The following is a 22,581-nucleotide window of genomic DNA, read 5'->3' on the forward strand; positions in this document are numbered from 1 at the left end:
GAAATTATGTATGCAGCATACATTAAGTATTGAGCAATTATTTTATAAAGACATTCACCGCGAAATAAATGGCGTTATTCAAGCAGGGCAGAGTGACCTTTCCACTATCCAAAATGAACTTGAAGAATACGTGATGACTCAAGAAGGAACAGAGAATTTAACGTTATTTTACAGTAATTATATGCGTACGTTTAAGCAACAAACGACGAATATGGGAGTATGGATTTCAGGGTTCTTCGGATCAGGTAAATCCCACTTCCTAAAAATTCTCTCCTATCTGCTGGATAATAAAGAAATTGGTGAAAAAAAACCTTTTGAATACTTCCATGGCAAAACAGAAAATGCGTCTCTATTAGAGCAAATGAAAGAATGTGCTTCTAAACCAAGTGATGCTATTCTCTTTAACATTGATTCCAAATCGTCTACTACTAGCAGTGAAAAAGAGAAAATCGTAGAAGTTTTTTTGCGTGTATTCAATACACAGCTTGGGTTCTCCGATACATTATGGATTGCAGATATTGAACGGCAAATTGCTGATGATGGCAAATATGAACGTTTGAAGGAAGAAGCACTTACTGTTTCAGGCATCCCATGGGAAGAATTGCGTTTGAAAATCAAGCTAAAGCGTAAAGCGATTGTCACAGCGCTGATTAACATTGGCTATGATGAAGAAACTGCAAAAGAATTATTAAATAGTGCTGCAAAAACATTCGATATGAGTTCAGAAAAATTCGCCAAAATGGTAGGCGATTATTGCAAAAGCCGAGGCAATGATTACAGTCTAATCTTTCTAGTTGATGAAGTTGGTCAATATGTAGGACAAAATTCAAGTCTGATGCTGAATCTACAAACCGTTGTTGAAGACTTGGGTAACTATGCAAATGGCCAAGCTTGGGTCATTGTCACTTCACAAGAAAAGATTGAAGCTGTTACAAAGCTGCATAGCAATAATGACTTTTCCAAAATTCAAGGGCGCTTTGCGACAAAAATCAATTTATCCAGCTCTAATACGGACGAAGTTATTAAAAAGCGCCTTCTTCAGAAGAGAGATGTAGCGGTGAAAACACTAGGTATTCAATATGATGTGCAGGAGCAAATGATTCGCAATCGTTTATCATTTAAGCCGAACACCACACTTCTTCGTTCGGCTTATCGTTCACGGGATGAGTTTGTTTCGCTGTACCCATTTGTTCCGTATCAAGTAGAACTCTTACAAAAGGTGTTCAATAAGATTCGTACACAAGGGGAAGGCGGGGCGCATTTAGCGCACGGAGAACGCTCGCTATTGAAAGCTTTTCAGGCAGTTGTATGTTCATTGGCGAATGAAGGGGCAACAAATCTGGCTACTTTTGCACAATTCTATGAGCCGATTAAGGGATTTTTGGAAACGCCAATTAAAAGTACGATCGCAAAAGCGGAAGACAGGGCAAGGAACCATGAAGATATTGAATGGTTTGATGTCGACGTTTTAAAAACCCTCTACATGGTCAAAAGCATTGACGATATTCAAACGGTAGCGGAGAATGTTGCGGTGTTATTAATTGATGCGATTGATTGTGAGCGAGCACCACTTGAATTAAAAGTAAAAGAATCGTTGCAGCGTTTACAGCGCGCCAATTTAATTGAACAGCATGCAGACCAAACCTACTCCTTCTTAAGTGATGAGGAGCAAGAAATTAATCGTGAAATTCGCAACGAAGACATTAATCCGAGTATTGTAACGGAGCGCTTAGGGAAATTTTTCTTTGAGAAATTCGTGCCTGCGAAATATACGTATCAAAATATATACCCATTTGATTTTAACAAACGATTTGACGGCTATATAAAAGGAAATATGGCAAGCGATTTAACATTGCAAGTATATACGGGAGGCATAAGTCCCCAGTCGATGATGCTGGAAGCGAATGAAGGACGATTAATTATGTGCCTTGATGAGGAATCAACCGCTATTGCTGAACAAGCTCAAAAGTATGCCGAGCAAGTCAATTCGTATGTACGCCGCAAAAGAGGTGGAAACACGACTGAAACACAAAATAAAATTTTAGATACAAAACAAGAACAGGTAGTTGAGTTTGAAAAGCAAGCTAAAGAGAAGTTAGAAGAAGCATGCAAGCATGCGGTGTTTTATATCCAGGGACAGGAGCGGACATTTAGTGGCGACATTCAGACACAAATGAGCAATGCATTTGAAATGCTTGTACGGAATACTTATTCGAAAATCGGATATATTGAAAAGTCCATTCCACTCAAAGACGTGAAGAAAGAGATTGTAAAGATTGCGGAACAGGGAACTGCCTCATTGCTAGATGGAAATCAAAACAAAAATGCGTATGATGAAGTTTGGCGTTATTTGGAGGACAAAACGAATTACGATGAGAAGGTTTTTGTAAAGCATGTCATGGAGCATTTCAGCAAGATACCATTCGGTTGGATGGAGCATGATATCGCTACCTTGCTCGCAGACTTGCAGCATGATAAAAAAATTAAATTATTGTATAACGGAGGCATCCTAGAGGCTACAAACCATAAATTTGTGGATTGTTTGCTAAAGACGACAGAGCGTGATCGTGTGCGTATTGAAGTACAAGTAGAGATGCCTGCATACATTCGCAAAGAAATAAGCGCATTGTTACGAGAATTTTTCGGTCAGACAACGGTTGGCGAAACGTATGATGATGTAGCAAATTTGGTTCGTGAGCAAATGAACAAAAAATTTATTGAACCGATTCGCCAGATGAAAGAACGGCGTCAGAGAATAAAAGATGCAACTTACACATATCCAGGTGGCATACAATTGCAAAAGCTCGAGACATCTATACAAAACTTTATGGCGACCAGAAGCTCCGAAGAGATCGTTAAACAATTCATTGAGCTAGAAGAAGATGTGGAAGGCTGGATGAACGACGTGGAGGGCTTACAGTCATTCTACTTGAAAACTCCTATCCAGCACTTTGATGATGCTATTTCATTCTTGAAAGATCATGAAGCTGATTTAATTTGGGCAGGAGCAGACTCAACAGTCCAAAACGTAAAACAGCAAGTGACATCTATTTTAATGAATTCAAATCCGTATCGCGACATTCCGAGACTTCCTCAACTCATTAATGAATTGCGAACAAAATTAGATGAACGGGCAGAAGCCGAACGAACGACCATTATAGAGCAATTCGCTGTTATTCAGGCAGATTTGGTGCAGCTTGTTTCTGTTTATCAGGGCAATCAAGAGATAACAACTGTCATTCAGACAGGGCAGGAAGCGCTTCAAAATGAATTAGATGTACATGTAAAGCCAACAAACAGTGTGTCTAAGCTGCATGCCTATTTGCAGGTCGCACAGCAACGACGACAAGCCTTACATGGGAAAGTTGGTAGCATTGTTCGCCGTCAACAGGAAGAAAAAAAAGGTAATGATGAAACATCTAAAGATGAAACATTCCAACCAAATCTTATTCGTGAAAAAAACGTACACGAGCTTACTGGAGAAGAACTAATGACGTTCTTCGCAGGTTCGGAAGCAACCATTACGAATGAATATGAACTGAAAATGGCACTTCAAAGAGTGGAAAGAAAAATAATTACAATCTTACATGATGCAACGATTCAACTGAAAAGGTGAGAAGTATGAATAAAACAGAGCTAAAAAAATTTGCTGCGTATGCACGAACTGAATTGCGTAAGCTTGTACAGCTGCGAGCCAATACCTTCGGAATTACTCCCGAAGGGGCTCCTACATTATATGAAGGAAGCGACTATGTAGAGATCCATAATGAAAGATACGCCCTATTCTATCGAAATGCCCTGCGAACCTTAGTGAAGGAGTATCAAAAGAAAGGATACGACCAGTTAATCGAAGAAGTTGCTTATATGTGGTTTAACCGCATCATTGCTCTACGCTATATGGAACTACATGATTACCTCCCGTCTCATGTACGGGTGCTGTCCAGCGTCCAATCAGGGAAAGTTGACCCTGACTTGATAACGGAATATCGTACGGTTGGGTTTAGCATTGATGAGGGTGAGATTACGGATTTATTGCAGCAGGGGAAACGGGAAGAAGCATATCGCCAACTGCTCATTGCACAGTGCAATGAATTAAGTGAGATTATGCCGTTTCTGTTTGAAAAGCTAAATGATTACACGGAACTACTGCTTCCTGATTATTTATTAGCAGCCGATTCGCTCATTAACCAACTTGTACAAAATGAAGAGTTAACGGAGAGTTTTCAGGAAGTTGAAGTCATTGGCTGGCTGTATCAGTTCTATATTTCCGAGAAGAAGGATGAAGTGTTTGCAGGACTGAAAAAGAATAAGAAAATTATGAAAGAAAATATCCCTGCAGCTACTCAGTTGTTTACGCCAGCCTGGATTGTGAAATATATGGTGGAAAACTCGCTCGGTCACTTGTGGATGGAGACATATCCACAATCGCCGTTAAAAAGCGAGATGCGATATTATATTGAGCCAGCAGAACAGGAACCTGAAATACAGGCGAAATTGGATAAACTTTGCAATGCTCATATAAACCTAGAAGAGCTGACAATCATTGATCCTGCTTGTGGTTCAGGACATATTTTGGTATATGCCTTTGATTTGTTGTATGCGATGTATGAAGAACAGGGATATCCAACAAGAGAGATTCCACGTCTTATTCTTGAAAATAATCTTTATGGACTTGATGTGGATGATAGGGCAGTACAATTAGCAGGTTTTGCGCTTTTAATGAAAGCAAGAGAGAAATCGCGCAGCATTTCCCGTAAAGCGATTCAGCCAAATGTGATATCGGTCCAGGAGTCAAACGGTATGGATACAGAAGTAATGGCGAAGTTTTTGTATCCTGATGATGAAACAAAAGCATGCGAGTTAAAAGAATTATTTGACACATACCATGATGCGAAAAACTATGGATCACTTTTACAACCAAAAGCTGTTGATTTTGGGGCAGTGTATCAGAGGATTGAAGAAGTGAAAGAACAGGGAGCGGCAACGCTGTTTGATGTTGAGAAGGTTGAAATGTCAGATGGTGTGAAAAAGCTTGTAAGGCAAACAGAGTTATTATCAAGTCAATATGATGTGGTTGTAACAAATCCTCCTTATATGGGAAGCAAAAATGGAATGAATAAAGAATTAAAGAATTTCATTCAAAAATTTTATAATGATTATAAAGCTGACTTATATGCAACCTTTATTGAAAGAAGCCAAAATTTCACAAGGGAATTCGGTTTTACTTCCATGATTAATCAGCAGTCATGGATGTTTTTAAATAGTTATGAAAAAGTAAGAAAGAATTTGTTAAAACGTGATACGATTTACTCCATGCTTCACTTAGGACAAAGAGCTTTTGAGGAGATAGGTGGAGAAGTAGTTCAAAGTACAAGTTATGTAATAAGAAAAGTATTCCTACCTGCTTATAAAGCTTGTTACTATCGCTTAGTCGATTATTCAGTAGCACAAGAGAAGGAAAGAGCATTCTTGTCTAATGAACATGTATATTTTATAAATCAGCAGGGCTTTGAAGATATTCCAAACTCACCAATTGCCTACTGGGCTTCAGAGCAAGTGCGGAAAATATTTAAGAATAGCTCAAGGTTAAGTGATGTGGCAGAAGCAAAGGTAGGGTTGCAAACAGGTGATAATAACCGTTTTTTACGCCTATGGCATGAAATTGATTACGGAAAATTTGGGGCTAATTATGAGAATGAACAACAAGCCTTTGCGAGCAAGAAGAAATGGTTTCCTTATAATAAGGGGGGAACCTTTAAAAAGTGGTATGGTAACCAAGAGTATGTAGTCAATTGGGAAAATAATGGTGCGGATATAATTAGTGATAAACAAGAAAGACTGGCTAAAGGATTAATAGAAAAGAAAAATAGCAGTTGTTGGAATAAAGAATATTACTTTCGTGAAGGAATTACTTGGTCAGATGTTACGACAGGAAAAATCAGTGTTCGTTATAAAAACCAAGGAATTATATTTGATATTACAGGACCAACTATCTTTCTCGACAATAAATATGGATTCAAATTTTTATTATCTTTTATGAATTCTGCGGTTTGTGATTTGCTTTTGAAAATGGTAGCAACAGGACTGCACTATAATACTGGTGTTGTTTCTAATCTACCTATAATTACTTCTTTAAATAAGCATGAGATTAATTTAGTTAATAAGTTGGTGGATATAAACATAAGTACGTCGAGATGTAATTATGATTCCTTTGAAACATCATGGGATTTTGAGCGTCATCCATTTTTAATATACCGTAACAATGTAAATATATTAGCAGAAGCTTTTTCGAATTGGGAAGCTCATGCAGAAAATCAGTTCCGTCAACTTCAGCAAAACGAAGAAGAATTAAATCGGATTTTTATTGAATTATATAGCTTTAAAAATGAGTTAACCCCTGAAGTTCCAGATGAAGAAGTAACGATTCGTCGAGCTGAGCGGGAGCGTGATGCTAAGACGTTCTTATCTTACTTCATCGGCTGTGCAATGGGACGTTATTCAATAGATGTAGACGGATTAGCACACGCAGGTAGTGAGTGGGATGAATCGAAGTATAGTACCTTTATTCCACAAAATTATGGGATTCTCTCTCTGAACGATCGGGCTTATTTTGAAGACGATGTGATTTTACGCTTGCATGAATTTTTAAAAGTGACATTCGGGGAAGAGCCAGTACAGGAAAACCTGTACTGGCTGGCCGAATCACTAACTTTAAAGAGAAATGAAACAGCAGTCGAGCGTTTACGTCGCTACTTCCTGGATGAGTTTTATAAAGACCATGTGCAGACGTATCAAAAACGCCCGATTTACTGGCTCGTCGATTCTGGAAAGCAAATAGGGATGCGTGCGTTGATTTATTTACATCGTTATACGAAAGAAACACTGGCTACTTTGCGTTTCGTGTATTTGCAGGAATTACAAATCAAGTACACCAATGAGATAAAGCGATTGGAAGATGCGATGACAAATCCATCATTGCCAGCAATAGAGAAAAAGAAGCTGGATAAAGAACTGACAAGCCTACGAAAACGACAAGAGGAACTTGTTGAATTTGATAAATTGCTTGGTGATTATGCAAACCGGCAAATCGAGCTTGATTTAGATAACGGAGTAGCGGTCAACTATGCGAAGTTTGGTAAGCTACTTGCTGCGTTAAAATAGAGATAATTGTATAAAGGGGTGGTGTTTTGCTACCCCTGTTTGGGGGAAGAGTAGGTGCAGAAAACAATTGAAATGTTTTTTACAGGGAAACGGTTTGGTATTCCTGCATACCAAAGGAATTACGCTTGGGAGGTCTCTAATATCGATGATTTATTTGATGACATATTAGAGGCGATGGAATTACAGTCTGGGCATTATATTGGTACGTTTATTTTATCTAAGAAAGAAGATGCCAATTATTTTGATATTGTAGATGGGCAGCAACGTTTAACAACACTAACGATGATCTTAAATGCAACGATTCAATCACTTTCCTCGATGAAGGATAAGATCATTAATGAAGATCGATTTATTTGCTCGAATGGGCAATGGATTTTGTCTTTACTTGGAGAGAATAAAGGGTTCTTTCGTGACATGTTACAAGATAAAAATCCTATATCAGTTAATAATAGTCAGAAATTGTTGCAAACAGCTTATAAACACATCCAATCTCGGGTACAAGCGATTAAGAATCAAGGTATGGAGAATGCATTTTTGAACTGTATTCGTAACCTGGAAGTGATGGAGTTTGTAGAAGATAACGCTGGAAAAGCGATTCGAATTTTCCAGACGGTCAATGATCGTGGAAAACCATTAGCGATTATTGATAAAGTGAAAAGTTTGTTGATTTATTATTCCAACCGTCTGCTAAGTGGAAAATTGGATGATTTTATCAATCATTCTTTTGGTGAAATCTATCAAAATTATACTGAAATTAAAGAGATCGGTTCAGAGACCAATATAGCGTTAATTAGTCAAAAGAACTTCACTGAAGATACATTGCTGCGTTATCAATATATTGCCTATAAGTATAAGGGTGGTCAAGGGCAATTTGATTTTAATGCGACTTCCCGTTTTGTACTGGACATCTTCCTGAAAAATATATTAAAGGATAAGAAGCATAATCCAAGTGAGTTGGAAGCATTTCTTGTAGATTATGTTTCTGATTTACAAATGTTTTTTCATCATATGTTGTCTGTGATGAAGAAAGTAATGACAGATAAAAAATATTTTAAACTATTCTCTGTTTTGGGGATGTCGACGTTTTTATACCCGCTCGTTGTTCGATTAGAGGAGCGTCAGTTGCTAGATTCTTTGTTACCAGGTGGATTTAATACATTTCTCGATTTGATTGAAATTGCTGATTTGCGGGTGTATAAAGTACGAGGTACAGATCCTGTAAAAGATACGGCTTTACTGGCGCATGATGCAAAGGTAATTTCCGCTGATGAGATTGAAGAACGCTTATTATCTTTTATTCAGCGTTTCATGGGAAATGCTGAATTTAAAAGTCGTTTAGAAGGTCAAATATACGGTAACGTTGGACTAAAGCATATTTTTATTGAGTATAATGAGCATCTGCTAATAGCTCAGCAAAAGGCTGGATATACAATGAACGATTTAGCTGCATTTAATACAGATAATAAGCTAAGATTTTCTGTGGAACATGTTTTTTCACAAAAACATACGTTGAGCTTCCCGAATCGCGGATTTGCAAACGAGGAAGAGTATGTAACGAAAATCCATCAGATCGGAAATTTAACTGCTATTGAGCAGCCATTAAATACGTCAGGAACAAACAGTACGCCAGAGCGAAAAGTACAGAATGGTGTATACGTAAAAAGCAGGTATGAAATGACGAATCAATTAGGAGCGTATATCCAGAATAAGGGTTATACATTTACCAAACAGGACGTGGATAAACGAACGGAAAATCTAGTGGAATTTTGTTTGAAAAGATGGGCGATATAATATGGATATTTTAAATGGTTTACTTGATAAAGTTAAAAGTGAGCTTGTAACGAAAAAGCGTGCCATTGTGTTCTGGTACGATTCGAATCCAAAGCGTGAAATAGAAGAAATCAAAGCAGGACTTGAAGAAGAGCATATCAAATTGTGGGAGTTAAATGAAATAAACTTCTTTCGCACGAAGTACGAGCTAGAAATTGTTTCCCCTGATCAATCATATGTTGTATATGCGTCATTTCCAAAACCGGCAGATAAGGACAATTTATTGCTGGATATGGTGTTATATAGCGCAGAATTTCAGGCGGATGACATTGCTATGCTCATTGAACGATATGGTGTAGAAGATTATATTATGCGTCCGATTATTGAGGCGAATCGCGTGTTTTTTAATGATCAGCGTCGTGCTGCTAAATTGTCCCGCCTTTTGCCTGAGCAGCCAAATGCGAAAGAGTTTGAATTAGGAATGATGGCTGTGCTAGTTGGGGCGCAGTCTATTCATCTCCCTGATATTGTGCAACATGTATTGGTAAAAGGATTGGATGAGGAAACCAACGAGGCGTATAAACGAATGCAAAAGTTTTTTACTGTGGCGCGGTTTTGGGAACTTTCCCTTCCCTATTTTGGACTTCGAGATATGGAGCAGACTCAGTCGTTACGTCCACTTTTTTATGCACTCTTATTCAGCCATTTTGCTACCGAGGCAATGCTTGCACTCCCATCGCTAGAAGAGAAGTATCGTTCGACGCTGCCGAATACGTGCCGCTTATTTATTGATGATTGGTTACGTGCAACACCTGATCATGTAGAAATTCTTGAAGGATATATTTGTGATGCTCAAAGAGAATGGAATGTGCAGCAGATTATTGGCCAGGCTTCGTATGAACAGTACGAGAGATGTGATACATTTTGGGCTATTGATGTGCAGTTGATTGAACGTGCCGCGTACGAGCTGGTTCATGATATGGCGGATATTCGGATATGGAGTGAGCGGATTGCCTACCGTAAAAAGAAGTATTGGGGCGAACAAGTTCCTTTTTCCCGCTTATACCGTGTATTAGAAGAAGCGTTTTTGTTATGGACATTAAAAGAACAAGGTAAACGTACAAAAATAACTCAGAATGGATTTGAGTGGTTTACAAACTATGTAAATGTATCTTACAAAATCGATCAAACATACCGCCGCTTACTTACGGCTTTTATAGAAAATGATACACCACATGAAAGAATTCATTCTTTGGAAATTCATGCGATAGAAGAGATGATTGAACGGTTAACAAACTGGTATGAAAATGTATATTTACAGGCAATGGCTTCTGATACAGATCAAATCGTGATACAGCAACTAGCCAGCCAATGGTCGATTCCTGAGATTGTGCAGCAGCGCTCTTTTTACAGACAGTATGTGAGACCGATTTTACAAAACGAGCCGACAACTCGTGTATTTGTGATTGTTTCGGATGCGCTGCGGTATGAAGCAGGGGTAGAACTTGCTGAGCGCTTAAACAAGCGGGTGAATGGACAAGCACTCGTAACAGGGATGCAGGCGAGTATTCCATCGTATACACAGCTGGGCATGGCGAGTTTGTTACCAAATAATGAAATTGGCCTTTCAGAAAATGGAGATGTGTTAGTTGATGGAAAGAATTCACGGGGATTAGGCAACCGTCAAAAAATCCTACAAGCATATGAACCTCAGTCGGTTGCTTATAGCTTAATGGATTTGGTAAATACAAGTGTTTCTGAAGGCGAAGAATTGCTAAAAGGAAAACGTGTATGCTACTTATACCATGATTGTATTGATGCGACTGGAGATAATCAGAAATCAGAGCGTCGTACGTATCAAGCTGTAAGCGACACACTGGACGAACTGGATTATGCTGTGCAAAAAGTGGTTGCTCGTTATCAGGCAAAGCGTATTTTTATTACGAGTGATCACGGATTTTTGTTTCAACTGCGTAAGGTTGAAGCCGATGCAAAAACAGAAGCAGTACGAGGAAATATTGTGGATGGTAACCGCCGCTTTGCGATTGGGAAAGATCTGCAAATTCCTGAGAATGCTGCACGTGTATCGTTAGATTATATCGGCCTTTATGAGTATGAAGCGGTAATTGCCAATGGATTACAACGATTTACAGGTGGAGGCGGGCTCCGCTTTATCCACGGAGGTGCGTTGCCGCAAGAAATTATTATCCCTGTCATTGAGTATCGTGAAATATTTGGAAAAGGAAGAAAAAAAGACCAACAGCGTGTCGATGTGCGCATCGCCATGCGAGACCGAATTATTACAAATTACCGAATGAAGGTAACCTTATTCCAAGAACAAAAAGCAGAAGGCGAATTTGCTCCGCGCAATTTACGAGTAGCGTTTTATCAAAATGGCGAGCGAATTTCTAATGAAGTTTCCCTTATGTTTGATCACACAGGTGAGGCGGCGGAACGCCATCAGGAGGTAATCTTTACGCTGATTGAACGGCCATATCATATGGGAGAAGATTGCGAACTGCGCATGGAAGATGTTTCAGCACCTCAAACTGTGATGTATAGAGAAGATGTGTTCACCATTCGAATGTACGATGTGCTGTATTAGATTAAATGCACCTATCTTCAGGGATAAGGGAGTTTTTACATACAGGAGAAAAGAGGTGAGTTTGAATGCTAGCAGTTGGAGAAATTGTAAAGGGATCGTATTGGGCAGAGAGTGTTGAAATTAAGCGATGCGAACTCATAGCAGAAACGCTTTATATCGTAGAAGCAATTGGGCGTAATAGTCATACATACTATGAAACGTTGTTAGAAAAAGATGAAATTGAACGATTAGATCGACTGCAGATTCATACCGAATCAACACTATTGGATATAAAGGATTTTCAGCACTACGTACGCTACTATGTACTAAAGGTGGATCAACAGTATTCTCTGTCTATGACACGTGGAAACAAAAAAATCATGCCACTTCCCCATCAAATTGAAGCGGTATACAGTCGCATGCTTCAGTTTCCGCAGGTTCGTTTCTTGTTGGCGGATGATCCAGGGGCAGGGAAAACGATTATGTCAGGAATGCTTATTCGTGAGCTTTTAGCCCGTAAGAGTGCTGAACGTATTTTGATCCTTGTTCCTCCTCTCGTGCTTCGACAGTGGCAGGAGGAATTGAAAGAGAAATTCGGTGAGGACTTTGTTATTATTACACGTTCAACGCTTAAAGAGGCGAATGGAAACAATCCGTTTGAACAGCATTCGAAATGTCTGGCATCCATGTATTGGGCAGCACGTGATGATGTAAAGAGATATTTATACGAGGCGAAATTTGATTTAATTATTGTGGATGAAGCGCATAAAATGGCGGCATATACTCACGGAAAGAAAAAGCGTAAAGTGCAGCGTACAAAGTTGTATCAGCTTGGAGAAGGAATTTTACGTCAGTCGGAGCATTGTGTTCTTTTGACAGCAACGCCGCACAAAGGGGATAAAGAGAATTTTCGTCATTTGATGCAGTTGATTGATCATGAAATTTTCTCCAGTTTGCATTCCGATGAAACGCTGCGAGAAAAAAGCAATCCTTTCGTCATTCGTCGTCTTAAAGAAAATATGGTGAATTTCGATGGTACACCGCTGTTTCCGAAACGAACGACTCAAACGATCGGCTTTGAACTCTCAGCGGAAGAACTGGATTTATATGAGCAGGTAACAGATTATGTACGGCTCCACTTTAATAGGGCGAAAAATAATAATAACAATAGTACCGCTTTCGCCATGATGCTGCTGCAAAGGCGTTTGAGTTCATCGATTGATGCCATTCATCTTTCACTTGAACGACGTCGGGAACGACTAGAAGAATTAATGAAAAATGAATTGAAAAGTCATCAAGTTTTCGTACCTGTTGATGAGTATGAGGAAGTAACCGTTGAAGAACAACAGGAAATCGAGGAGGAAGCAGAAGGGATAACGGACGCATTAAATCTTGATGAGCTGCAAATTGAAATTGATGAATTAAGTCGCCTTATTGAAAAAACATCTGCGCTTCGTGCACTTGGTGTAGAGAAGAAATACCTACAATTAGAAGAGACATTGTTTGGCGAAAATGGACTGTTGAAGAAGGGAGAGAAAATCCTGCTTTTCACAGAATCGACGGATACATTACAGTGTCTAGAGAGCCGCTTGCTGCAGTATGTAGATCAGATTGCGAAAATAACAGGCCAGTATAATATGGATCAACGGCGTGAACAAGTAAAATTATTTGCTAGAGATGAGTGTCAAATTATGCTTGCTACGGACGCAGGGGGCGAATCAATTAACTTGCAGTTCTGCAATCAGATGATTAACTATGATATTCCATGGAATCCGAACCGTTTGGAACAAAGAATGGGGCGTATTCACCGGATTGGACAAAAAAATGAAGTTTTTATTTTCAATCTTGTGGCCAGAAATACACGAGAAGGCGATGTTATGATTCGTCTGCTCGACAAAATGGAGCAGATGCGCCAGGACCTTGGACAAGAGCTTGTCTATGACTTTATTGGAGAGGTACTTGAAGATCAATCGGCTGACTTGGCAACACTGATGGAAACTGCTGTGGTAAATCGGGAGCACTTAGATGATATTATTGCAAAAATGGAGCGAATGATTTCTCAAGAACATCAACGTTTATTAGAGTTGGCCAAGGAAGAGCGAATGGATGAGACGAGTTTTGATTTGCCAGGCATGCGCCGTATATATAATGATTTGGTCGTCAAAAGCTTACCTGTGCGTGTGTTTGTAGAATTTACTGTCGATGCGTTTTCTAAAACACGGATTAAATTACATCAATCATCCGATAATCAAGTAATCCGAATCGATCGAATTCCAAAGAATATGAAAGAGTATGCGCGTCGAAAAGGAATGTTGCTGAAAAGTGAATCTTCATATCGTTTTACAGGTTCTACGCAAAAAGAAAGCGAAGAAATTGAACTTTTACATAACGACCATCCTTTATTTAACCTGGCGTTATCGCTGACGGAAAAAGAAATGGAAAAGACAGCTTTGGGGCGATATTCTGTTCAGTATCCAGTGAGTGAGAAACTAGATGTTGAGATTCATGAAATAACAATTATGGATGGTACAGGTCGTGAATTATCTCGTGAACTGCTTCATTTAGCACGAAGAGAGAACGGGACCTTTTTAACGCTTGATCCATACTGGTTATTTGTAAAGTCCTTTGAAGGTGTGTTATGTATTACCGATACAAGTTCTCCGACTGACTTTACTTTGCAGGCGATTAAGGAAGCGCGGATACGGCTTATTGCTATAAAAGCAAAGCGGGAAGAGCAGTTGAATAAAAAAAGTCAGTTTTTGCATCGCTCATTTGAAGCACAGTACGAAACGTTTACGAAACGTTTGGAAACATATCATGCTGATAATGTCGATAATCGGAATAGTGCACTTATTAACCAGACAATGAGCCAGGTGGAAGAATTAGAAGAGCGTCGTGAAGAGCGTCTTGAGGAAATTGAACGGGAACGGAGTATTCAGTTACGACCAACTCGTAAGCTAGCGGAAATAGAAGTTATTCCCGTTGAAAAAGGGGCTTATCGACTGTTTCCCTCTGAATATACTGATGCGATTAAATCATACGAATATCAACAGGGTAGAACAAATATAAAGACATTTGAAGCATATGGACTAGTTGATTTTTATAGTGAATCCGCAGATGGAGAAGCACGCTTCATTTTGCTTAAAGAGCAAAAACATGATTTGTTGATAGATTGGGATGATTTGCAAGCGGTTATTGGTCAGACATTTATATATATGGTGGCGAATGGTCGTATTCTAGAAGAACTGTCAGTTGAGCAGTTTATGCAATACGAGTACTAAATAAGAAAGTGTTTTTTGATATAGATAAGTATTAAGATGTGGGATATTGAGTGAACTTCCACCAACAAGAACTTTGACCAAACAAACCAACATTAGGATAGAAGTGGATTTATTAGGAATACGTCAAGCAATGGCTCAAATTAAAAATATGCCGTACCAAACTTTGCCAAACATTTGTAATAAAACGATTATATGAAGAAGAAAAATATACTCTAAAGTAGAGGCGAAAAGTTAGCTAAAGCAATTTATAAAAAACAAAATTTTGAGTCAGTCATAAGGCTGATTTTTTTGGGATTTTAGATAAATGAAACTAGAATTTTATCTGAAAGTACAGGATGTTGGTTTGAAGATCGATAGATTTATTAAACTTACAAACAACAATATTTCGGTAGGCTATTTTGATATCAGTAATGACTAACTCCATTTTGCACTTATTTCCTTATTATGTAAAAATGCTATAAGGGAGATGTTTTTAAAAAAATTCTGTGTCCCGGTAACTTATGTATATTCAATGAATAAGCATCGTTCGAAGCCCCACCCCCTTTATTATAGGGCCTGGATTGAACTTTAAACCACAGAAATTGATTGCTCACAGTTGATAATTGGGAAGTATGAGGGGTGGAGAATGACGATTAATTGGAAAAGTATAAAAGTATGATGAAATACTCTAATTACATGTTTATCAAGAAGAGAAGAGAAAAGCGTGGTTCTAAGAAAAAGTAACTATATAGCTCCTTCGGGGTGAGAAGTTTTGTATTACACATATTTACAGCACTTGTATAGCTAAGGAGCATGAAATCTATAGTCTCATGGTCGTTAAAGGTATAGTGTTGTACAACGAGCAGATTTAAACATTTTACGTAATGCGGGGATGATAATACACTGTGATAGTATTCAGAAGTCAAACGAGAACGAGGGACATAAAGGATATTACTTCAACTCAACGGAACAGCAGGAAATCTTAACTATGTGGTGTTGCATACCGCTGACATAATTAAATGCCCTGTAATTGAAGCAATAATGGAAAGTGTGTAACTTTATAAGAGTAACTATAAAAACCCGCTCGCGGGCCTTGTAAGGTCTCTAGCGGGTTTTATCTTTTTCATGGTAAGTAATCCTGGCTAAGGGGATTAAAGTGATGTGAGGTGGGGATTTTTTACACGTAAGAATTAGCCCCTTTTGCGCTGGATAGGAACGTTCAAGAGCAGTGTTTCTCCACTGCCCCTTACACCCCTTCGGTTTCATGCCGACTAAAAAAGTGCAGACTCCCCCGTGGATATATATAGGTGTGACATGTGGACTGTTACGTGTTGTCGTATGTAGTTTGTATGTTGACATGTCATTTTACTGTCACCAGTAACTTGTTTTACCATCAAGCAGCATGAGATTTTGCCATACTCTATTTCAATTTTGAGAATCAGGTTGCATGTTACTTGATTGATGTGAAAATGTAATGAATAAAGTGCCTATATATAATATATACCGGCAAACCTGGGGTATTTAAACTCAACTAAAAATCGCTCACAAAACTGACACAAATCGTTTGTGTAATATGCTTGCCTGTTCGTGTTTTAGTTTTTGTAGATGGAAATTAGTAAGAACTTTCTATTTCCTATAATTCTATTTTCTATGGATATATAAAATATTTTCAAGGTAAATCATTTTGTACTTTTTTGAGAGATGATAATAAGCATACTCCTTATTCTTTTTTGCTTGGGTGTACATTAATAAAAGTAGGGTAATTAAGCAATTTCTCTGCATTTCTATATTTATCCGTGGCAGGGGGGTACATGTACGTAGAAATTTCACGGTAGTTGAAAGTAAATGGGGATCGTTCTAATCTTTTGGAAAAGTGAACTTGCCTATATGATGGGAAAAAACGTGTGAGCCATAAGTTAGAAAAATCTTAGTGAGTAAGTGAAGAGAAGAATATTAGAGAGCTGGTGTTTGATTAAAACATGTTACCTTTATACTGTGATACTTCAGCACATGCTGATAAGGGTTATATCATTTAGCAGCTCACATTGAAGTAAGAAAAGTGATATTCGGAAGTTGAAGTTATATTTTTGTAGTCGCCTGACGGCTCCATTCTCTTTTCGGAAATATAGTAAATAGGAGGCTTATTATAGTGATTGAGATTACCTGGCTTGATGAGATAACAGAAAAACAAAAAGATGACATATGGAGTTGGTTTAAACATAGGGGGACGGTGAGGCAGTTTATTAATAAATTGCAGTTATTACTTGGATATGTATTTACGTCTACTGGGACAGTAAAAGAAAAGGGATGGTTGCAATTTAAACAACTAATCATTGCGAAGGCTGCGTTAGAAGTTGTGATGATGAAAGCTAATGTAGGGGATACAACAACTCTGTTTACGGATTTGGACTTGCGAAGATTGCATAATTTTCAAGGAATGATAATAAAACAATATGTGAAACTGTGTGAAATAAATGCATTTCTGGGCTATCCTGCAGTTCCCCTTACAAACAGGGTTCTGCATTATGAGGTGGGACATGGCGAAGAAGTGGAGCTTGCTGAGGGATTAGAAATGTGTACACAGCGATTTGAAAAAATTCTGATTAATAAAGAGCAACAAGTTGAGCAATTAAAGAGAGAGAGGAAAGAATTATATAAAATCATTGATGAACTGAATGAGAAGGTACGAATCCTTGAGTTAAAAGATTTACATAAATAAATTTTTTTCTGTATTTTCATTATTAATTATACATCAATATATTAAATACCACATTCTTATGAGTATAGTTGTGAACCACCTTGTCCAAGAATGTGGCTTTTATTTTGAGCTGCTGACGACTATAAAAGAAACACATAGTTTACTTGGCTATTTAACCTCTTGTAACCGTTCAGTAAAAATGAACACTTTTTTCTAAATCAGAGTTAATAAAATATGACTGGAAATAGAATGCTGTTTTTGCTGCTTGGCATGGAGCCTTGCGTGGATAATTCTTCAGCAAAGCTGCAATTCATAGGAACTTCGCAAGATAAAACAGACTATCGTACACGCTACTCCATGCAAAGCAAGCAGTCCGTTGCTAGTAAAAAGTGTTCAGTCTTAACTGGCACAAACTTAAAAAATGTTTAATTTTGCTCAGCGGATACACCTCTCAATTCCTCAACCCCAATAGGGTTTCTTAGTATGCACATTTGAAAGATTGGAGATGATAATAAAAAATAATTCATAAGGGTGGATATAATGGGTTTTCCAGACTGGATGAGAGTGTTGAATCCTAATATAGGAGAGTTGGTTGAAATAAGTGAATTATTCAGCCAGAGAACATCAATCGCTGTTGGGTTAACAGAAGAATACAAATTGAATACCTGTAATTTGAAAATTACTCCGCATGGTCTAGAGAAAATTGTGCGTATAACAATGAGATCTGGTAGGATAATAGATTTAGCTAAGAATACATCTCTATTAAATGTAAATGATTGGTGTGAAGTTGATAAAGTTAGGATTGGTGATTATCTGGCTGTCCCCAGGGTTCTTCCCTACTTTGGGGAAATTGAATTGGTTAAGCATAAATTAATCTTGTTAGCGTACATGATTGGAGATGGAAATTGTACTTCCGCAACATTGCGCTTCTCGAACGCTACGGACAAAATAGTCGAGGAATTTAAAAGTGTTGTTAACATGTTTGGTGATGCAAAGGTAATACAATATGAATGTAATCAGGATATTGATTATAATATTGTCAATGGAGATAACTTCCCTAAAACGAGATATAAAAATGGGGTGCGTGTGCTCCTTGAGGAAACTGACTTATTTGGCAAGAATGCACTGAAGAAAACCATTCCTGAATTTCTATTTACCTTAAGAAGAGAAAATATCGCCTTGTTTTTATCCCGCTTGTTTTCAACAGATGGGTGGGCGTCATCTGTTTATGAAATTTATGATGAGACAAAAAAAAATCGCCACAAGAGAAACTATAATGCTCATATTGAAATAGGTTATTCATCTTCTTCAGAACGTTTAGCACGTGATTTACATCATCTTTTACTGAGGTTTGGAATATTATCGGTCCTTCGTGAAAAGTGGGTAAAATATAAAGATGGAAGAAAATTAAATTATGTTGTCAGTATTCATGGTAGTTCCAGCGTTTATAAATTTTTGGAAATTGGTATATTTGGAAAAGAAGCATGCCTAAACAAGGCTGTTGATGTGGCTAACAAAATGAGATGTTTTGAAGATAGAATACCAAAGGAGATTATGTTGGAGGTGGAAGAACTGAGAATAGAAAATGGAATTAGACCAAAGGACATGATAAAAAATAGAGAACCAAATGATCGCTACAGGAGGCAATATTCTCCTCAGCGAAACTTAGTGGAATTTTGGGGCCATTTATTAGGATGTCAGCGTCTTATTAATCTGGGGAAAAGCGATTTGTACTGGGACAAGGTTCAGAAAATAGAGGAGTTAGGTGTATTTAAAACATATAACTTAAAAACCAATAATAAATATGGCTGTGTTGTAAATGATTTTATTATAAAGGAAACATAAGCGCTTCCTGAATTGAATATTGTTCTTAATTGTAATAGATTTATTCTCTGTTATCTTCTACAACCAGCCGTCAGGACTGGTTTATTTTATTTTGCTAATCAATTATCGTTTGGAAGTATGAGAACACCCCTTAGAAAATGTTATCATAATTTAATCCACTTAAACATTCTATATCTTAACATATGTTGGTGACAGTAAAACCATTGAGCAATTTTTATACTGCTACGCATATTCGCTGTTATGAGATTATATGCATCTAAAAATTGGCTTAAAAAGACCACTCTTTACATATATAGAAAGCAAAGGCCTGTTCTATTTCAGTATTGTGATGGAAAAGATAGGAGTATATAATTTTGGTTAGGAGCGATACTTATGTCTTTTTCAAGAGGAGAATATAAATACATGAAGGATTATGATTCAAGAACATACAGTATAAATGATTTTGTTGAATGGGAGGAACGCAAGCAACTGGAAATCTCCCCAAAATTTCAACGTCGTTCTGTATGGTCGCCTCAGGCGAAGTCTTATTTAATGGATACCATAATTAGAGGAAAGCCTCTTCCAAAAATTTTTATAAGACAAATAACTAATGCAGAAACAAGAACAACTATTAGGGAAATCGTAGATGGACAGCAACGTATCCGTACAATATTAAACTTCCTTAAAGATGGATTTACCATAAGTACAGTTCACAATGAACAGTATGGTGGAATGCACTATTCTGAATTACCCAAAGAAGTAAAGGGAGATATTTTGAAATATGAAATTGCGGTCGATTTGCTGTTAGATCTAGAGGATAGAGACATTTTGGACATATTTGCTCGACTGAATACTTATTCTGTATCCCTTAATAAACAAGAACTATTCAATGCTAAATACTTTGGTTACTTTAAACAATTGGTTTATAGATTGAGTTTCGAGTATTCTAAGTTCTGGTTCGATAATGAATTATTTACTAGCACTAAAATAATGAGGATGGCTGAAGCAGAATTGACTTCTGACTTGTTAGTTGCAATGTTAGATGGTATTCAGTCAAAAAAGAACGTCGAAAAATATTACATTAAGTATGATGAAAATTTTGAACAAAGAGATGTTATTGAGGAAAATTTTAAATCAACAATGGATTTAATAGGTGATATTTTTGAAGGAACCCTAAAAGAAACAAATTATTCCCGTGTTCCTGTGTTCTATGGTTTATTTGTAGCTCTTTATCATCTTAATTTTGGCATCGAGGGTCTTTTGGCTTCGTCTGTGCCGATAAAACCAAATGACTACGCAAAAGTTAGAAGTGCATTATCCAACATAGATGACATTCTTACCATGAATCCTGTTCCTGAAAAATACCAGGATTTTTACAATTCAACAACTAAAGCTACAACCGATGTACCATCCAGAAGAACTAGGTGTGAGTTCATGGTAAATTATATAACAGAATACCTTCTTAGTTAGACGTTCATCCAATATGGCTACAATAAAACAAACCCACGATAAGTTTTTATTAGCATGTGATGAAAATGAGAAGTATGCCTATAACGGACAAGAACTTTATAGTCAAGGAGTTCAAACTGGCCCAATTATATTTGACAAGAACATGAGGGATTTAGTAGTAGAGTATTCTTTTATGAAATTATTTCTATGTTGGGAAGATTTTTTGGAGAAAGTCTTTGTTAAATATTGTCTTGATTTTGAAGGTGCTAACGGGAATAAACTTATTCGATATGTAAATCCCCGTGATGAAATCCATGCATACGAGATGATAAGAGGAAATAATTCTTATCCCGATTGGACAAATACAGACAAAATCATAAAAACTGCAGGTGACTTTTTTGAGAATGGCGGAACTTTTTTAAATCTAAAACTTAAAATCGCGGATATTAACGATACTAAGATAATAAGAAACGCATTATCTCATATGTCTATTAACTCAAAGCAAAAATTTGAAACCTTAGTTCGCACACGCCACGGACATTATCCTTTAAATACTACCCCGGCTGATTTCTTAACATGGATTGATAGGAGAAACAGAACGAGTCCTATAACTTACTTTAACCATTATGTTGCAACCCTAAAATTTTTGTCAACAGAGATTGTTAATCCCTAGAAGTACGTTTTAATACAAAATAAATTTGGGGGATTTTCATACCGCCCCCCTGTGTTTATTTTAGGCGTTATGGTCAGTTGCGGTGTACAACAAACCTGATGTTGTAATCGTGTAGGGGTTGAATAAAAGAGAAAAGGGTCTTTGAATTCCTGTGCAAGGTATTCAGAGGCCCTTTTCGTCGTTAAAGCATAGGTATCTAATAACTAGCTTATGTTTGCAAGCAATTTATGCTTTGAGGCGATCATGCTCCAACATTTACTCCCTCCAGCCATTGTAACAATACGCGTTTAGCGACAAGAATTCTTTTTCCCACCCGTACTACATGGAACTGCCCTGAATTGACTAACTCATAGGCCTGTACGCGCCCTATACGAAGAATTTCCTGGATGTCCTTCACGGTTAAAGTGTTTGGGTAATTGTCAAATTCTTTCATGATGTATCCCCTTCTACATAATGTTTTTACTTATTTGTAACTGGCGATTTAAGTTCACCTTAATCAAGAATGTTTAGTATCTTGTACATATTGAAGATAACTCAAAAAAGAGTCTAACTGTTTTAAGATCACTTCATCATTTGTCTCTAAAATCGAATGTAAAATTTTTGTTCTCTGTTCATTTGTATACATTAAGGCAGAAAATTCTTGTGACTTTTTCTTGCTGCTTGTATTGTCATTTTGTATTTTTTTCGATTTTTGCTCCTTATCGGGAGGACTTACTTCCGTATTTTTATTTACCTGTAAAGCTGAGTTCAGTATTGGCGTTGCTTGTTCTAATAATGCAGACGCCGAGGCTTTGCCTTGTTCCTGCAATAGTGCCTTTATTTTTTCCTCTCTTGCGTTTTCTTTGATGCGCTCCTCATCTAATTCCTCTGTAAAGAAATCCTCAGCACTAACATTTAAGTATTCCGCAATTTCTTCCAATCGATCTTTGGGTATCTTTTCATTCGGATTTGTTTCCCAAAGACTGATTGCGGTTGTAGATACTTCTAAATAGTCGGCAAGCTGTTTTTGAGTTATCCCCTTAAGCTTGCGGATTCGACTAAGATTTTTATTCATTGTGTTTTCCTTTCCGTATAATACAATGTACTTTACTTAATGTTAAGTTTAGTCATATAATATCATTGCAAGTTATTTGTTGTCCAGCAGAAAAATATAGGAAGGGGT

General features: G+C 37.5%; 11 protein-coding genes. 9 read left to right on the top strand and 2 right to left on the bottom strand.

Annotated features, from left to right (window positions below; genetic code table 11):
* The first annotated feature begins 10 nt into the window (after positions 1-10).
* The 9 genes from brxC (at position 11) to PP175_RS01585 (ending at position 21,419) form a co-directional block, all read left to right on the top strand.
* The gene (brxC, locus tag PP175_RS01545) at positions 11-3,616 is read left to right on the top strand and encodes a BREX system P-loop protein BrxC (RefSeq protein ID WP_272441147.1); all 3,606 of its coding nucleotides are present in this window, start codon (positions 11-13) and stop codon (positions 3,614-3,616) included.
* 5 nt (positions 3,617-3,621) lie between these two features.
* Positions 3,622-7,161, top strand: a complete 3,540-nt coding sequence (pglX, locus tag PP175_RS01550) for a BREX-1 system adenine-specific DNA-methyltransferase PglX (RefSeq protein WP_272441148.1) — start codon at positions 3,622-3,624, stop codon at positions 7,159-7,161.
* Between the two features lie 54 nt (positions 7,162-7,215).
* Positions 7,216-8,952 (top strand): DUF262 domain-containing protein, encoded by a 1,737-nt coding sequence (locus PP175_RS01555; RefSeq protein WP_272441149.1) that lies wholly within the window; start codon positions 7,216-7,218, stop codon positions 8,950-8,952.
* Between the two features lies 1 nt (position 8,953).
* On the top strand, positions 8,954-11,536 hold the full coding sequence (gene pglZ, locus PP175_RS01560; protein WP_272441150.1) for a BREX-1 system phosphatase PglZ type A: 2,583 nt from the start codon (positions 8,954-8,956) through the stop codon (positions 11,534-11,536).
* A 65-nt stretch (positions 11,537-11,601) separates the two neighbouring features.
* The gene (locus PP175_RS01565) at positions 11,602-14,796 is read left to right on the top strand and encodes a DEAD/DEAH box helicase (protein WP_272441151.1); all 3,195 of its coding nucleotides are present in this window, start codon (positions 11,602-11,604) and stop codon (positions 14,794-14,796) included.
* 2,128 nt (positions 14,797-16,924) lie between these two features.
* Positions 16,925-17,494, top strand: coding sequence for a hypothetical protein (locus PP175_RS01570; RefSeq protein ID WP_272441152.1), 570 nt, complete (start codon positions 16,925-16,927; stop codon positions 17,492-17,494).
* 519 nt (positions 17,495-18,013) lie between these two features.
* Positions 18,014-19,318, top strand: coding sequence for an LAGLIDADG family homing endonuclease (locus PP175_RS01575; RefSeq protein ID WP_272441153.1), 1,305 nt, complete (start codon positions 18,014-18,016; stop codon positions 19,316-19,318).
* A 402-nt stretch (positions 19,319-19,720) separates the two neighbouring features.
* Positions 19,721-20,767: a DUF262 domain-containing protein gene (locus PP175_RS01580; protein ID WP_272441154.1), complete on the top strand. Its 1,047-nt coding sequence runs from the start codon at positions 19,721-19,723 to the stop codon at positions 20,765-20,767.
* Between the two features lie 13 nt (positions 20,768-20,780).
* On the top strand, positions 20,781-21,419 hold the full coding sequence (locus tag PP175_RS01585; RefSeq protein WP_272441155.1) for a hypothetical protein: 639 nt from the start codon (positions 20,781-20,783) through the stop codon (positions 21,417-21,419).
* Positions 21,420-21,660: 241 nt separating this feature from the next.
* Here PP175_RS01585 and PP175_RS01590 read toward each other — a convergent pair whose 3' ends face one another.
* Together PP175_RS01590 and PP175_RS01595 are read right to left on the bottom strand one after the other, a co-directional pair.
* Positions 21,661-21,852, bottom strand: a complete 192-nt coding sequence (locus tag PP175_RS01590; protein WP_272441156.1) for a helix-turn-helix domain-containing protein — start codon at positions 21,850-21,852, stop codon at positions 21,661-21,663.
* Positions 21,853-21,915: 63 nt separating this feature from the next.
* Complete coding sequence (locus PP175_RS01595; protein WP_272441157.1) at positions 21,916-22,473, bottom strand: helix-turn-helix domain-containing protein; 558 nt, start codon at positions 22,471-22,473, stop codon at positions 21,916-21,918.
* Positions 22,474-22,581 lie beyond the last annotated feature (108 nt).

Source organism: Aneurinibacillus sp. Ricciae_BoGa-3 (genome assembly GCF_028421645.1).
In the GTDB taxonomy this organism is placed as follows: domain Bacteria; phylum Bacillota; class Bacilli; order Aneurinibacillales; family Aneurinibacillaceae; genus Aneurinibacillus_B.